Source organism: Pseudomonas sp. 3HC3, from assembly GCF_044904505.1.
In the GTDB taxonomy this organism is placed as follows: domain Bacteria; phylum Pseudomonadota; class Gammaproteobacteria; order Pseudomonadales; family Pseudomonadaceae; genus Aquipseudomonas; species Aquipseudomonas putida_Y.
Genome location: NZ_JADDRH010000001.1, coordinates 216,742 through 230,364, shown reverse-complemented (window position 1 = coordinate 230,364; position 13,623 = coordinate 216,742). Strand labels below are relative to the sequence as shown.

General features: G+C 63.5%; 7 protein-coding genes. 1 reads left to right on the top strand and 6 read right to left on the bottom strand.

The window, feature by feature from the left end:
• Positions 1-52 precede the first annotated feature (52 nt).
• Positions 53-1,690, bottom strand: a complete 1,638-nt coding sequence (gene pgm, locus INQ47_RS01260; protein ID WP_404700848.1) for a phosphoglucomutase (alpha-D-glucose-1,6-bisphosphate-dependent) — start codon at positions 1,688-1,690, stop codon at positions 53-55.
• Between the two features lie 405 nt (positions 1,691-2,095).
• Here pgm and INQ47_RS01255 point away from each other — a divergent pair, with 405 nt between their 5' ends.
• Entirely contained in the window at positions 2,096-2,356 is a 261-nt protein-coding gene (locus INQ47_RS01255; RefSeq protein WP_176683290.1) for a DUF1652 domain-containing protein, read from the top strand.
• A gap of 51 nt (positions 2,357-2,407) precedes the next feature.
• Here the strand turns inward: INQ47_RS01255 and INQ47_RS01250 are convergent, their stop codons facing one another.
• From INQ47_RS01250 to INQ47_RS01230, 5 genes are all read right to left on the bottom strand, one after another.
• On the bottom strand, positions 2,408-4,495 hold the full coding sequence (locus INQ47_RS01250; RefSeq protein ID WP_404700847.1) for a putative bifunctional diguanylate cyclase/phosphodiesterase: 2,088 nt from the start codon (positions 4,493-4,495) through the stop codon (positions 2,408-2,410).
• A 129-nt stretch (positions 4,496-4,624) separates the two neighbouring features.
• The gene (locus INQ47_RS01245) at positions 4,625-6,115 is read right to left on the bottom strand and encodes an efflux transporter outer membrane subunit (protein WP_404700846.1); all 1,491 of its coding nucleotides are present in this window, start codon (positions 6,113-6,115) and stop codon (positions 4,625-4,627) included.
• Positions 6,112-9,219 (bottom strand): efflux RND transporter permease subunit, encoded by a 3,108-nt coding sequence (locus INQ47_RS01240; RefSeq protein ID WP_404700845.1) that lies wholly within the window; start codon positions 9,217-9,219, stop codon positions 6,112-6,114. The genes INQ47_RS01245 and INQ47_RS01240 overlap by 4 nt, the downstream gene beginning before the upstream one ends.
• A complete protein-coding gene (locus INQ47_RS01235; protein ID WP_404700844.1) occupies positions 9,216-12,314 on the bottom strand; it encodes an MdtB/MuxB family multidrug efflux RND transporter permease subunit in 3,099 nt (1,032 codons plus the stop codon). The genes INQ47_RS01240 and INQ47_RS01235 overlap by 4 nt, the downstream gene beginning before the upstream one ends.
• Complete coding sequence (locus INQ47_RS01230) at positions 12,311-13,615, bottom strand: MdtA/MuxA family multidrug efflux RND transporter periplasmic adaptor subunit (protein WP_252459201.1); 1,305 nt, start codon at positions 13,613-13,615, stop codon at positions 12,311-12,313. The genes INQ47_RS01235 and INQ47_RS01230 overlap by 4 nt, the downstream gene beginning before the upstream one ends.
• Positions 13,616-13,623 lie beyond the last annotated feature (8 nt).

The following is a 13,623-nucleotide window of genomic DNA, read 5'->3' as shown; positions in this document are numbered from 1 at the left end:
AAGATTTATTCTAATTTACATCACGCCACAGAACCAAGCGGTTTGTTACCGGTCAGGCAATTGCTTCATCTACCAGCACTTGTGCTTCCTGCACCAGACGCTGCAAATGCGCCTCGTCGATGAAGCTTTCGGCGTAGATCTTGTAGATGTCTTCAGTACCCGACGGGCGCGCGGCGAACCAGCCATTGGCCGTCATCACCTTGAGCCCGCCAATCGCCTGGCCATTGCCTGGAGCATGGCTGAGGATCTGCACGATCGGCTCACCGGCCAGCTCGGTCGACTTCACCTGCTCTGGCGCCAGCTTGCTCAGCAACGCCTTCTGCCGCGCATCAGCCTTGGCCTCGACACGGGTGGCGAACGGCTTGCCCAGCGCGTCGGTCAGGTCGGCATAAGCCTGGCTCGGGTTACGCCCGGTACGGGCGGTCATTTCGGCGGCCAGCAAGGCCGGGATCAACCCGTCCTTGTCGGTGGCCCACACCGAGCCATCGCGGCGCAGGAACGAAGCCCCTGCACTTTCTTCGCCACCAAAACCGAGCGAACCGTCGAACAGGCCTTGGGCGAAGAACTTGAAGCCCACCGGCACTTCGTACAGCTTACGGCCCAGGCGCTGGGTGACGCGGTCGATCAGGCCGCTGGAGACCACGGTCTTGCCCACGGCGGCGTCACTGCGCCACTGCGGGCGGTGGCGGAACAGGTAGTCGATGGCCACGGCGAGGTAGTTGTTGGGTTGCAGCAAGCCATCAGGGGTGACGATGCCGTGGCGGTCGTGGTCCGGATCGCAAGCGAAGGCCACGTCAAAGCGCTCACGCAGGCCTATCAGGCCCTGCATGGCATACGGCGAGGAAGGGTCCATGCGGATCTGGCCGTCCCAGTCGACGGTCATGAAGCGGAAGGTCGGGTCGACCTCGGTGTTCACCACTTCCAGGTCCAGCTGGTAGTGCTTGGCAATCGCCGACCAGTAGCGCACCCCTGCCCCGCCCAGCGGGTCGACGCCCAGGCGCAACCCGGCGCCACGGATCACATCGAAATCGATAACGTTTTCCAGGTCGGCCACATAGGTGCTGACGTAGTCGTGGCGGTGGGTGGTCGGCGCTTGCAGCGCCTGGGCATGGTCCATGCGCTTGACGCCGGACAGGTTAGCCGCCAGCAGCTCGTTGGCCTTGCCCTCGATCCACTTGGTCACGTCGCTGTCGGCCGGCCCGCCGTTGGGCGGGTTGTACTTGAAGCCACCGCTTTGCGGCGGGTTGTGCGACGGAGTGATGACGATACCGTCAGCCAGGCCCTGCGTGCGGCCACGGTTGTGGCAGAGGATGGCGTGGGAAACCGCCGGCGTAGGCGTGTATTCGTCATCCTTGGATAGCATCACCTGCACGCCGTTGGCGGCCAGCACCTCCAGGGCGCTGGCGGTAGCCGGGGCCGACAGGGCGTGTGTATCGGCGCCGATGAACAGCGGGCCATCGATACCTTTTTCCTGGCGGTACAGGCAGATAGCCTGGGTAATGGCCAGGACGTGATACTCGTTGAAACTCAGTTCCAGCGAAGTGCCCCGGTGCCCCGAGGTGCCGAAGGCCACACGCTGGGCCGCCACGGCAGCGTCTGGGCGGCCGGTGTAATAGGCGGTGAGCAGCCGGGGAATATCAACCAGCACGCTGGTCGGAGCCGGCTTGCCTGCCAAAGGACTGAGCGTCATGCAAAACCTCGAGTTCAACGGATGTTGGTGTTGGAGCGTGCAGTGTACTGAGAGTTGCAATGCCGTGCGATGGGGGCATCAAAGAAACAGCCAGTGCACGGTGCCCATGGCTTTCCATCGCCTGCCCGCCCCCGAGCCGCTCGTCTGAAAAACCTGCACGTCGAACATCAGCGAAAACCACGAAACTCAACGGTTACCTGATACCTTGCGGCCGAGAAAACGTTTGCCATGCGGCCAGCCGACACACTGCGCCAATGACTAGGATGTGACCACTGTCATGCATTGGCACATTTGTCGTACTTGCAACCGAAAATCGCACGTAGCAGGTGCTATCTTTACTTTCCCGGCGGCCGCATCAATGTGGCCATCCGCTCATCACGTCCAGGTACGGACAAGGAGGCTGGCATGAACAAGATGACGTTCCCCAACGCCTGCCAGGTGATGCGCTGGCATTTCCATCCGTTGGGTTTCGAGGCCAGCATGGATGCGCCACGCAGCATGGTCGCGCGGCTGTTCGACCGGGCCAGCGGTGAGACCCTGCTGGCGATTGCCGGCATTCCCTGTGCAGCGATCATGCCCGCTGCCGATGTAGAGCGCATCATCGAGGCCGTCGAGGCGGAAATGGATGCCTTCATACCCGCTTTTACTTTGCGTGATGCAGTCTAGGGTCTGTTCCCAACGCAGTATCACCGAGTATCAAGGCTTCTCATACAGCGCCTAGCCCGCAGCCGTGAATTCCGGGCCCACGGCCTGCAACTTGCTCATGAACTGCTCGGCCGGCACGGGCTGGCCCAGCAGGTAGCCCTGCAACGAATCACAGCCCAGGCGAGTCAGGAAGTCCTGCTGCCTGTCGGTTTCAACCCCCTCGGCAACGATACGCAGGCCCAACGCCTGGCCCAGTGCGACAATTGCCGAGACAATCGCTGCATCGTCACTGTCCTGCTCCAGGTCGCGCACGAAACCGCGGTCGATTTTCAGCTCGTTGGCTGGCAGGCGCTTTAGGTACATCAGGCTGGAATAGCCCGTGCCAAAGTCATCAATGGACAAGTCCACGCCCATGTCGGACAGGCGCTGCAGCACAGTCAGGCTGGCGTCGGCATCGTGCATGGCGGTGGTTTCGGTAATTTCCAGTGTCAGGCAGTTGGCCGGCAAGCCGTTCTGCTGCAGGGCACGGGCCACGCTGTCGACCAAGCCGGCGTGGCAGAACTGGATAGCCGACAGGTTCACCGCCATGCGCCAGCCAAGGTGGCCCTGGTCCAGCCACTGACGCATCTGACGGCAGGCCTCGATGAGTACCCACTCGCCAATGGGGATGATCAGGCCGGTCTTTTCCGCCAGGCCGATGAAGCGGTCAGGCAGCAGCAGGCCTTGCTGCGGGTGCTCCCAGCGCAGCAGCGCTTCGGCACCAATCGGCTGGCAGGTATGGGCGTCGAACTTGGGCTGGTAATGCAAGCTGAACTGGCGCTGCTCCAGCGCCAGACGCAAGTCCTGCAGCAACTGCAACTGCTGGCGAGCATTGCTGTTCATCGACACATCGAAGAAGCTGTAACCGTTCTTGCCAGCGCTCTTGGCATGGTACATGGCCGCGTCGGCGTTACGCAGCAGCTCGTGCTGGTCCTGGCCGTTGCCCGGGTACAGGACGATGCCCAGGCTCGCTGACAGTTGCAGGTCGTGCTCGGCCACGCGGAAAGGCCGGGAAACCAGGTTGACCTGCTTGACCGCCACGTCCATGGCATCGTTCGGTTCCTGCAGTTCCACCAGCAGAACGAACTCGTCGCCACCAATCCGTGCCAGCGTGTCCTGGCTGTGCAAGTGGCCGCGCAGGCGGGCCGCCACGGCCTTGAGCAGAAGGTCACCAATATGATGGCCAAAGGCATCGTTGACCGGTTTGAAGCCGTCCAGATCAATGAACATCAGGGCAAAACAGCCGCCCTGCTCCGCCACTTTGGCGATAGCCTGTTCGATGCGATCGGCCAGCAGGGTACGGTTGGGCAGATCGGTGAGGGTGTCGTGCAGGGCCAGTTGGGTCAGCTCCTGGTTGGCCAAGGTCAGCGAACGGGCCAACTCGGCAGTACGCGCCTCCAGGCGAGCGTCCAGCACCGAAGTCAGCAGAGCCACTGCCAGTACTGCCAGCGTGGTGATCAGCACCAGGTAAACCAGGCTGTCACCCTGCAGCCCGCCCCCCAACGCGCCGCAGAAGCTGCCCTCGGGGAAGTTCGCCGCTGCCATGCCGGTGTAATGCATGCCCACGATGGCAAAGCCCATCACCACTGCCGCCAGGCCACGGATCTGCCGTACATAGGGTGTGTGTGCGCGCAGGCGGAAGGCGATCCACAATGCTGCCGCCGAGGCGCCTACGGCAATCAGCAGCGAAGCACCAAACAACGTCGGGTCGTAATCAATACCCGGCAGCATGCGCAGCGCGGCCATGCCGGTGTAGTGCATGCAGGCGATACCGGCGCCCATGATCAGCGCGCCGAACCCCAGCTGGAGCGCTGGCAGGCTCGGCTGGCTGACCAGCCACAAGGCAAAGCCCGAGGACAGCACAGCGATCAGCAGCGAGAACGCGGTCAGGGCCAGGTCGTAACCCAGGTCGATGGGCAAGCTGAAGGCAAGCATGCCAATGAAGTGCATCGACCACACGCCGATGCCCATGGCCAATGCACCGCCGCCCATCCACAGGTAGGCAGCGCGCCCCTTGGCCGTGGCGATGCGGCCAGTCAGGTCAAGAGCGGTATAGGATGCCAGGATCGCCACGCACAGCGAAATCAACACCAGCGAAGAAGAGTAGCTACCGGTCAGCATTGAGAGTTCCAGCGCCGGAACAGGGGGCCGGCAAAAGCTGACGATTGTACTCAAGCTTAAGCGAAACGCACGGGGTTTTTGCGGATGGGAATGGACCCAATAACTGCAAATGCCCCCCTTTGCACATGGTCATTTCTGCTCGGCAAACGCCTGCTCTGCATCCCAGCCGCCGCCCAACGCAGCCACCAGTTGCACACTGGCCACCAGGCGCCCTTGCAGCAGGTTCAGCACGCTGCGCTCGTTGCTCAGCGCCGTGGTTTGCACGTTGACCACATCCAGATAGCCGATCAGCCCGGCGCGGTACTGGTTCTCGGTCAGGCGCAACGACTCACGGGCGGCATCAAGCGCCTCTTGGCGCACCCTGGCTTCATCGCCATACACTTTCAGTTGAACCAGCAGGTTTTCCACCTCCTTGAAGCCGTCCAGCACGGTCTGGCGGTACTGCGCTACGGTCTGGTCATACACGGCCACCGTGCGGTCGACCTCGGCGCTGCGTTTGCCGGCGTCGAACAGGGTCAGCGCCAACTGCGGGCCTACCGACCAGTAGCGGTTGGGCAGCTCGATCCAGTTGCTGAAGCTGCTGCTGGAATATCCGCCACTCATGCTCAGGCTGAGGTCCGGGAAGTAGGCTGCCCGCGACACCCCGATGTTGGCGTTGGCCGCCATCACGCTGCGTTCGGCTGCAGCGATGTCCGGGCGTCGCTCCAGCAGTTGCGAAGGCAGCGAAACCGGTATTTGCGGCAACGCGGGAATAGCCTTGCTGTCGGCCAGGGCGAAGTCGGCCGGAACCTTGCCCAGCAGCACGGCGATGGCATTTTCGAACTGCGCACGTTGCCAGATCAGGTCGATCAGGTCAGCCTGGGTGCTTTTGAGCTGGGTGCGGGCCTGGGCCACGGCATCCGGGCCGGCGACCCCGGCACGGTACTGGTTTTCGTTCATTCGCAGTGAGCGTTCATAAGCCGCCACGGTGGCTTCCAGCAAGCGCTTCTGCTCATCGATAACCCGCAATTGCAGGTAGTTCTGCACCAGTTCCGACTGCTGGCTCAGGCGGATCGACGCAAGGTCGGCGAAACTGGCTTCGGCACTGGCCTCGTTGGCATTCAGGGTTTCACGCAGCTTGCCCCACAGGTCGATCTCCCAGCTCACGCCCAACTGGGCGTTGTAGGTGTTGCGAATGCCACTGCTGTTATTGGACAGGCTGGAACTGGAGCTGCCGGTGCCCTGCGCCGAGCGGTTCTTGCTGGCGCTCAGGTCCAGGCTGGGGAACAGCGCCGCGCGGCTGCTGCGCACCAGTGCCTGGGCCTGGCGGTACTGGGCTTCTGATTGCGCCACGGTCTGGTTGCTGCGGTTGAGCTCTTCGACCAACGCATTGAGCCCGGCATCACCGTATATCTCCCACCAGGCGCCGCGGGCGATGGCGTCGGAGGGCGAGGCCTGGGTCCAGCCTTCGGCATGCTTGAACTGCGCCGCCGTGCTGTTCAGCTTGGGGCGGTGGTAATCGGGGCTCAGGGTGCAGGCACTGAGCAAGGCCAGGCACAACCCGGCGCCGAGCAGGCGCGAACCACGGCCACGGGCCAGTGCTTGCAGGGCACGATGAAGTGGGGTCTGGGCAAAAGTCATAGCGGGGTTTCCAGAGCGGCGTCGGTGCGCACGCCGCGCCAACGATTGAAACGGTGGCGCAGGCGGTCCAGGTACAGGTAAACCACCGGCGTCGTATAAAGGGTGAGGATCTGGCTGAACACCAGGCCACCGATGATGGTCAGGCCCAGCGGCTGACGCATTTCTGCGCCTTCAGCCTGGCTCAGCAGCAACGGCAATGCGCCAAGGATCGCCGCCAGGGTGGTCATCAGGATCGGCCGCAGGCGCAGCAGGCAGGCCCGGCGTATCGACTCTTCCGGCGAAAAGCCCTGATGGCGCTCCAGCTGCAAGGCCAGGTCGATCATCAGGATGGCATTTTTTTTCACCACCCCGATCAACAGGAACAGCCCCAGCAACGAGATCAGGCTGAACTCGCCACCGGTGACGTACAGCGCCAGCAAGGCTCCGACGCCCGCCGAAGGCAGTGTCGAGAGAATGGTCAGCGGGTGAATGTAGCTTTCATACAGAATGCCCAGCACCAGGTACACCAGCAGCAGTGCGCCAAGGATCATGAATGGCTGGCCCTGCTGGGTCTTGGCAAAGGCATCGGCAGTGCCACCGAGTTTGGCAATCACCTCCTCGGGCAAGCCCAGCTTGGCCACCGCGCGCTCCAGCGCCGCCATGGCCTGGTCGGGGCTGTAGCCCTCGGCGACGTCGAAGGCGATGTCTTCCGACGCGAACTGGCCTTCGTGGCTGACCCGGTCGTTCGCCAGGCTGTTCTCGTAGTGGGCGATGGTTGACAGCGGCACCCGGGCGCCGTCGGCGGTGATCACCTGCACTTGCTCCAGCGTGCTCGGGTCCCAGGCGTATTTCGGGTTGATCTCCAGCACCACCTGGTACTGGTTGAGGCTGTCGTAGATGGTGGAGATCTGCCGCTGGCTGTAGGCGTTGTTCAGTACTGCGGTGACCATGTCCATGTCGATGCCCAGGCGCTTGGCCTGGTCACGGTCGACCACCAGCGTCACCTGTTGGGTACCGGCGCCATCACGGGCGTCGATGGCGGTCAGCTCAGGCAGTGCACGCAGCGCCGCGACCACCTTGGGGAACCAGTGCCGCAATGCCGAAAGATCGCCGCTTTGCAGGGTATACAGGTACTGCGAAGAGGTCTGGTCACGCCCACCGCCACCCAATTGCAGGTCCTGGTCGGCCATCAGGAACAGGCGCCCGCCGGGCACTTTGGGCAGTTCCTTGCGCAGGCGTTCGATCACTTTCTGCGCATCGATCTTGCGCTCGCTGATCGGTTTCAGGCGCACCAGCACAAAGGCGTTGTTGGTACCGCTGTTGCCGCCGATGAAACCGGCAACGCTCTGCACGGCAGGGTCGGCCAGCAAGGCGCGGCGGTAGATTTCCATCTTCGGCTGCATCACGCTGAACGACAGGCCGTCGTCGCCCCGGATGAAGCCCATCAATTGGCCGGTATCCTGCTGGGGCATCAACGTTTTGGGCACGACCACGTACAGGGCGATGTTGATGCCGATGGTGGCCAGCAGGCTGAGCAGGGTCAGGCGCTTGTGGCGCAGGGCCCAGCCCAGGCTGCGGTCATAGGCAGCAACCATGCGCTGATGCAGCTTGTCGCTCCAGCGCTGCAGGCGGCTCTGTTCGGCCTGGTGCGGTTTGAGCCAGCGGGCGCAGAGCATCGGCGTAAGGGTCAGCGACACCACCAGCGAGACGATGATCGCCGCTGCCAGGGTGATGGAAAACTCCTGGAACAGGTTGCGCACGATGCCGCCCATGAACAGGATGGAGACAAACACCGCCACCAGCGACACGTTCATCGACAGCAAGGTGAAGCCCACTTCCTTGGTGCCCAGGAAGGCCGCCTTCATCGGCGGCTGGCCGTTCTCGATGTGCCTGGAGATGTTTTCCAGCACCACGATGGCATCGTCCACCACCAGCCCGGTGGCAAGGATCAGCGCCATCAGCGACAGGTTGTTGAGCGAGAAACCGCACAGGTACATGACCGCGAACGTACCCACCAGCGATACCGGCACCGCCAGGCTGGGGATCAGCGAGGCGCGCAGGCTGCCGAGGAACAGGTAGACCACCAGAATCACCAGCACCACGGCGATCAGCAGGGTGTGCTCGGCCTCTTTGAGGGTGGCCTTGATCACGGGCGAGCGGTCCATGGCCACGTTCAGTTGCACGCTGGCTGGCAGCAGCGACTGCAATGCCGGCAGCTGCGCCTTGATCTGGTCGACCGTTTCGATGATGTTGGCGCCGGTCTGGCGGTTGACCACCAGCAGCACCGCTGCCTGGTCGTTGAAGAAGCCGCTGTTGTAACGGTTTTCAACGCCGTCGGTGACGGTCGCCACGTCAGACAGGCGCAAAATGGTGCCGTTCTGCTGGCGAATCACCACCGGCTCGTAGTCCTTGGCGCTTTCCAGCTGATCGTTGGCCCGCACCTGCCAGTTGCGCTCGGCGTCCTCGACAAAGCCCATGGGCCGGCGCTGGTTGGCGTTGGACACCGCAGTGCGCACCTCGTCCAGCGACAGGTTGTACTGGTTGAGCAGTTGCGGCTCGACGGCAATGCGCACGGCCGGCAGCGAACTGCCGCCGATCTGCACCTCCCCTACCCCCGACACCTGAGCCAGGCTTTGTGAAAGGATGGTGTCGGCCAGGTCATACAGCTGGCCTTTCTGCAATACATCCGAGGTCAGCGACAGCACCATGATCGGCGCCTGCGACGGGTTGATCTTCTTGTAGGTGGGCATGCTGCGCATGCCACTGGGAAGCAGGTTGCGGGTTGCGTTGATCGCCGCCTGCACCTCACGGGCTGCGCCATCAATGTCACGGCCCATCTCGAAGCCGATGATTACCCGTGTCGAACCCTGGTTGGAGCTGCTGGTGAGCGTGGTGACACCGGCGATGCTGCCCAGCTTGCGTTCCAGCGGTGTGGCCACGGTAGAAGCCATGACCTCGGGGCTGGCACCAGACAGGTTCGCCGACACCACAATCACCGGGAAGTCCATTTGCGGCAGTGGCGCCACCGGCAGCAAGCCAAAGCTGACCCCACCCAGCAGCATGATCGCCAGGCTCAACAGCATGGTCGCCACCGGGCGACGGATGAAAGGCCCGGACAGGTTCATGCCTGAGCCTGCTTCACGTCAGTGGCCGGGCGCCAGCGGCGGGCCAGGCGATCGAAGTACAGGTAGATGACCGGGGTGGTGAACAGCGTCAGCACCTGGCTGACCAGCAGCCCGCCGACCATCACCAGGCCCAGTGGCTGGCGCAGCTCGGCGCCGGAACCGGTGGCAAGCATCAGCGGCACCGCACCAAACAGCGCGGCCAGGGTGGTCATCAGGATCGGCCGGAAGCGCAGCAGCGCCGCCTGGTAGATGGCATCGCGCGGGCTCATGCCCTGATGGCGCTCGGCCTCCAGGGCGAAGTCGATCATCATGATCGCGTTCTTCTTGACGATACCGATCAGCAGGATGATGCCGATGATGGCGATCATGCCCAGGTCGTTACCGCTGATGAGCAAGGCCAGCAAGGCACCGACCGCCGCCGACGGCAGGGTCGAGAGGATGGTGACCGGGTGGATGTAGCTTTCGTACAGCACCCCCAGCACGATGTACATGGTCACCACCGCCGCCAGAATCAGCAGCAAGGTGCTCGACAGCGACGCCTGGAAGGCCTCGGCCGCACCCTGGAAGCGGGTTTGCACACCCAGCGGCATGCCGATGTCCTTCTGCACCTGCTCGATCACCTGCACGGCTTCGCCCAGCGACGCGCCGTGGGCCAGGTTGAACGACAAGGTCACTGCCGGGAACTGGCCGATGTGGGAAATAGCCAGCTGGGCTTGACGCTGCTCGATCCGCGCCAGCGCCGAAAGGCGCACCTGGCCGCCATCGGCGGCCTTGACGTGAATCGATTCCAGCGCCTGCGGGCCGATCGTGGCGGCGTCCTTGGCCTGCAACACCACACGGTACTGACTGGCCTGGGTGTAGATGGTCGAGATCTGCCGCTGGCCGAAGGCGTCGTACAGGGCATTGGTGATCTGCGACACGCTGATCCCCAGGCGGCTGGCCATGTCACGGTCGATCACCAGGTACACCTGCAAGCCCTTGTCCTGCAGGTCGCTGGCCACATCGGCCAGTTCCGGGCGCTGCTGCAGCGCCTGCACCAGCTTGCCGCTCCACTGCGCCAGCAGGTCGGCGTCCGGTGACGACAGGCTGAACTGGTACTGGGTGCGGCTGACCCGGTCCTCGATGCTGAGGTCTTGCACCGGCTGCATGAACAGGCGGATGCCCACCAGCCGGTCGACTTGCGGCTGCAGGCGGCTGATCACTTCGCTGGCGCTGACATCGCGCTCGCCGTGGGGCTTGAGGTTGATCAGCAGGCGACCGCTGTTGAGCGTGGCGTTGTCGCCGTCTACGCCAATGTAGGACGACAGGCTTTGCACGGCCGGGTCTTGCAGGATGACCTTGCTCAGGGCCTGCTGACGTTCGCTCATGGCGGCGAACGAGGTGGACTGCGGCGCCTCGGAAATACCTTGGATCACCCCGGTATCCTGCACCGGGAAGAAACCCTTGGGCACAACCATGTACAGGAACACCGTGAGCGCCAGGCTGGCCACCGCCACCAGCAGGGTCAGCGGCTGGTGCTTGAGCACCCACTGCAGGGCACTGCCGTAGTGCTTGATGAGCCAGTCGATCCAGGCGCCACTGGCACGGTAGAAGCGGCCTTGTTCTTCTTCCCTGGGCTCGCGCTTGAGCAGACGCGCGCACATCATCGGCGTCAGGGTCAGGGACACCACCAGGGAAATCAGGATAGCCACTGCCAGCGTGATGGCGAACTCGCGGAACAGGCGTCCGACCACGTCAGCCATGAACAGTAGCGGGATCAGTACCGCAATCAGCGAGAAGGTCAGCGAAATCAGGGTGAAGCCAATCTGCCGGGCGCCCTTGAGCGCCGCCTGCATGGGCGTCTCGCCCTCTTCGATATGCCGGGAGATGTTCTCCAGCATGACGATGGCATCATCGACCACAAAGCCGGTGGCGATGGTCAGGGCCATGAGTGTCAGGTTGTTGACCGAAAACCCGGCCAGGTACATGACCCCGAACGTCCCGATCAGCGACAGCGGCACGGCAATCGACGGAATGAGGGTGGCGCTGAAGCGGCGCAAGAAAACGAAGGTGACCATTACCACCAGAACGATGGCGATCAGCAGTTCGTGCTGCACGTCCTTGACGGCGGCGCGAATGGTCTGGGTGCGGTCGGTCAGCACCGACACATCGAGGCCGGCCGGCAGGTTGTCGGTGATCGACGGCAGCAGGCCCTTGATGCGGTCGACCACTTCGATCACGTTGGCACCCGGCTGACGCTGGATGTTCAGCAGCACAGCATGGTTTTCGTTCGCCCAGGCGGCCAGCCGCTCGTTTTCGGCGCCGTCGACAATTTCAGCCACATCTTTCAGGCGCAGCGGCGCACCGTTGTTGTAGGCCAGGATCAGGTTGGCGTACTCCTCGGGAGAACGCAGCTGGTCATTGGCATCGAGCATCGACACCCGGGTCGGGCCATCGAAGTTGCCTTTGGGCTGGTTGACGTTGGAGGCACCGATCAGCGTGCGCACGTCATCCAGGTTCAAACCATTGGCCGCCAGGGCGTCGACGTTGACCTTGATGCGTACCGCCTGGCGCTGGCCACCGGCAATGCTGACCATGCCCACGCCGCTGATTTGCGCAAGCTTTTGCGCCACGCGGGTATCGACCAGGTCGTTGAGCTTGGGCAGCGGCATGGTCTTGCTGGAGATGGCCAGGGTCAGCACCGGGGTGTCGGCCGGGTTGACCTTGTTGTACACCGGCGGTGCCGGCAGGTCACTGGGCAGCAGGTTGCTGGCGGCGTTGATCGCGGCCTGTACCTGTTGCTCGGCAACGTCCATGTTCATGTCGAGGTTGAAACGCAGGGTCAGCACCGACGCGCCGCCAGAACTGGTCGAGGCCATCTGTTCCAGGCCCGGCATCTGGCCGAACTGGCGCTCCAGTGGCGCGGTGACGGCGCTGGTCATCACCTGCGGGCTGGCGCCGGGGTACAGGGTCATGACGCGAATGGTCGGGTAATCCACCTGTGGCAAGGCGGATACCGGCAGCAACTTGTAGGCGATCAGGCCAGCCAGCACGATGGCCAGCATGCTCAGCGTGGTGGCGACCGGGCGCAGGATGAACAGGCGCGACAGGTTCATGCGCCCGCCTTGCCTGCTGCGTTGCCGGGTTGTGCTTCACCTGTTGTTTGGGCCGCGCCCTTGGCTTCCTGCCCTTGCAGGTGCTGGCCTGGGCTGGTCGGCACTTGCGAGCTGTCTTCGACCACTTCCACCTTGGTGCCTTCGCGCAGGCGGTCGGTGCCTTCCAGCACCAGGCGGTCGCCGGCCTTCAGGCCGTCGAGAATGACGCTGTTCTCGCCATCGCTGGCGCCCACCTTCAGCTTGCGGACATTGACGGTGCTCTGCTCGTTGACCACATAGGCGAAGGTGCCATCGTTACCAAACTGGATGGCCGCGGCCGGCGCCATGACCACCTGCTTGAGGGTGTCGGCCAGCAAGCGCACGTTGACGAACTGGTTGGGGAACAGGGCCAGGTCCTTGTTCTCGAAGCGGCCTTTGAACTTGAGTGTGCCTGTGGTGGTGTCGATCTGGTTGTCGATGCTGCCCAGCACACCGGTGGACTGCAGCTTGCTGTCACTGCGGTCCCAGGCCTCGACCGGCAGGCTGGCGCCACTGCGGTAGCGCTCCAGCACAGTGCTCAGTTCGGTTTCCGGCAGGGTGAAGGCGACGTTGATCGGCTCGGTCTGGGTGATCACCACCAGCGCGGTGGTGTCGTTGGCGGCCACCAGGTTGCCCAGATCGAGCTGGCGCAGGCCCACCCGGCCACTGATCGGCGCACGGATCTGGGTGAAATCGAGGTTCAGGCGGGCGTCGTTGACCTGTGCCTGATTGGTCTTGACCAGCCCCTGGAACTGCGCAACCTGGGCTTGGGCAGTGTCCAGGGTTTGCTTGGCGATGCTGTCTTCGGCGTACAGGCCTTTATAGCGGGCCAGGTCGACCTGAGCGTTCTTCAACTGCGCCTGGTTCTGCGCCAAGGTACCTTCGGCCTGCTGCAGGGCGATGCGATAAGGGCGCGGGTCGATTTCGGCCAGCAGGTCGCCGGCCTTGACGCGCTGGCCTTCCTTGAAGTGGATTTTCACAAGCTCGCCAGCCACACGGCTGCGCACATTGACTGTATTGGTCGCGGTGACCGTGCCCAAGGCTTTGTAGTAGAGCGGGAAGTCGCCTGTCTGAACCGGTACGACGCGCACCGGCACCGGGTCGCTGGAGCCGCCAAAACCTGGCCGACCGCCCATCATGCCCTTGCCACCGCGCCCGCCACTGGCTTCTTTATGCGCAGGCGTCGCTGCGGGCCACAGCCACCAGGCCAGTGCAGCCACCAGCAGCAGGATCAGCAGGCCGACGAGCCAGCGACGGAGGGAACGGGAATTGGACGCTTGCATGGGTTGAA

Excerpts from the sequence above, each read along its gene's own strand:
- pgm (WP_404700848.1), bottom strand. The coding sequence starts at position 1,690 with ATGACGCTCAGTCCTTTGGCAGGCAAGCCGGCTCCGACCAGCGTGCTG.
- INQ47_RS01255 (WP_176683290.1), top strand. The coding sequence starts at position 2,096 with ATGAACAAGATGACGTTCCCCAACGCCTGCCAGGTGATGCGCTGGCAT.
- INQ47_RS01250 (WP_404700847.1), bottom strand. The coding sequence starts at position 4,495 with ATGCTGACCGGTAGCTACTCTTCTTCGCTGGTGTTGATTTCGCTGTGC.
- INQ47_RS01245 (WP_404700846.1), bottom strand. The coding sequence starts at position 6,115 with ATGACTTTTGCCCAGACCCCACTTCATCGTGCCCTGCAAGCACTGGCC.
- INQ47_RS01240 (WP_404700845.1), bottom strand. The coding sequence starts at position 9,219 with ATGAACCTGTCCGGGCCTTTCATCCGTCGCCCGGTGGCGACCATGCTG.
- INQ47_RS01235 (WP_404700844.1), bottom strand. The coding sequence starts at position 12,314 with ATGAACCTGTCGCGCCTGTTCATCCTGCGCCCGGTCGCCACCACGCTG.
- INQ47_RS01230 (WP_252459201.1), bottom strand. The coding sequence starts at position 13,615 with ATGCAAGCGTCCAATTCCCGTTCCCTCCGTCGCTGGCTCGTCGGCCTG.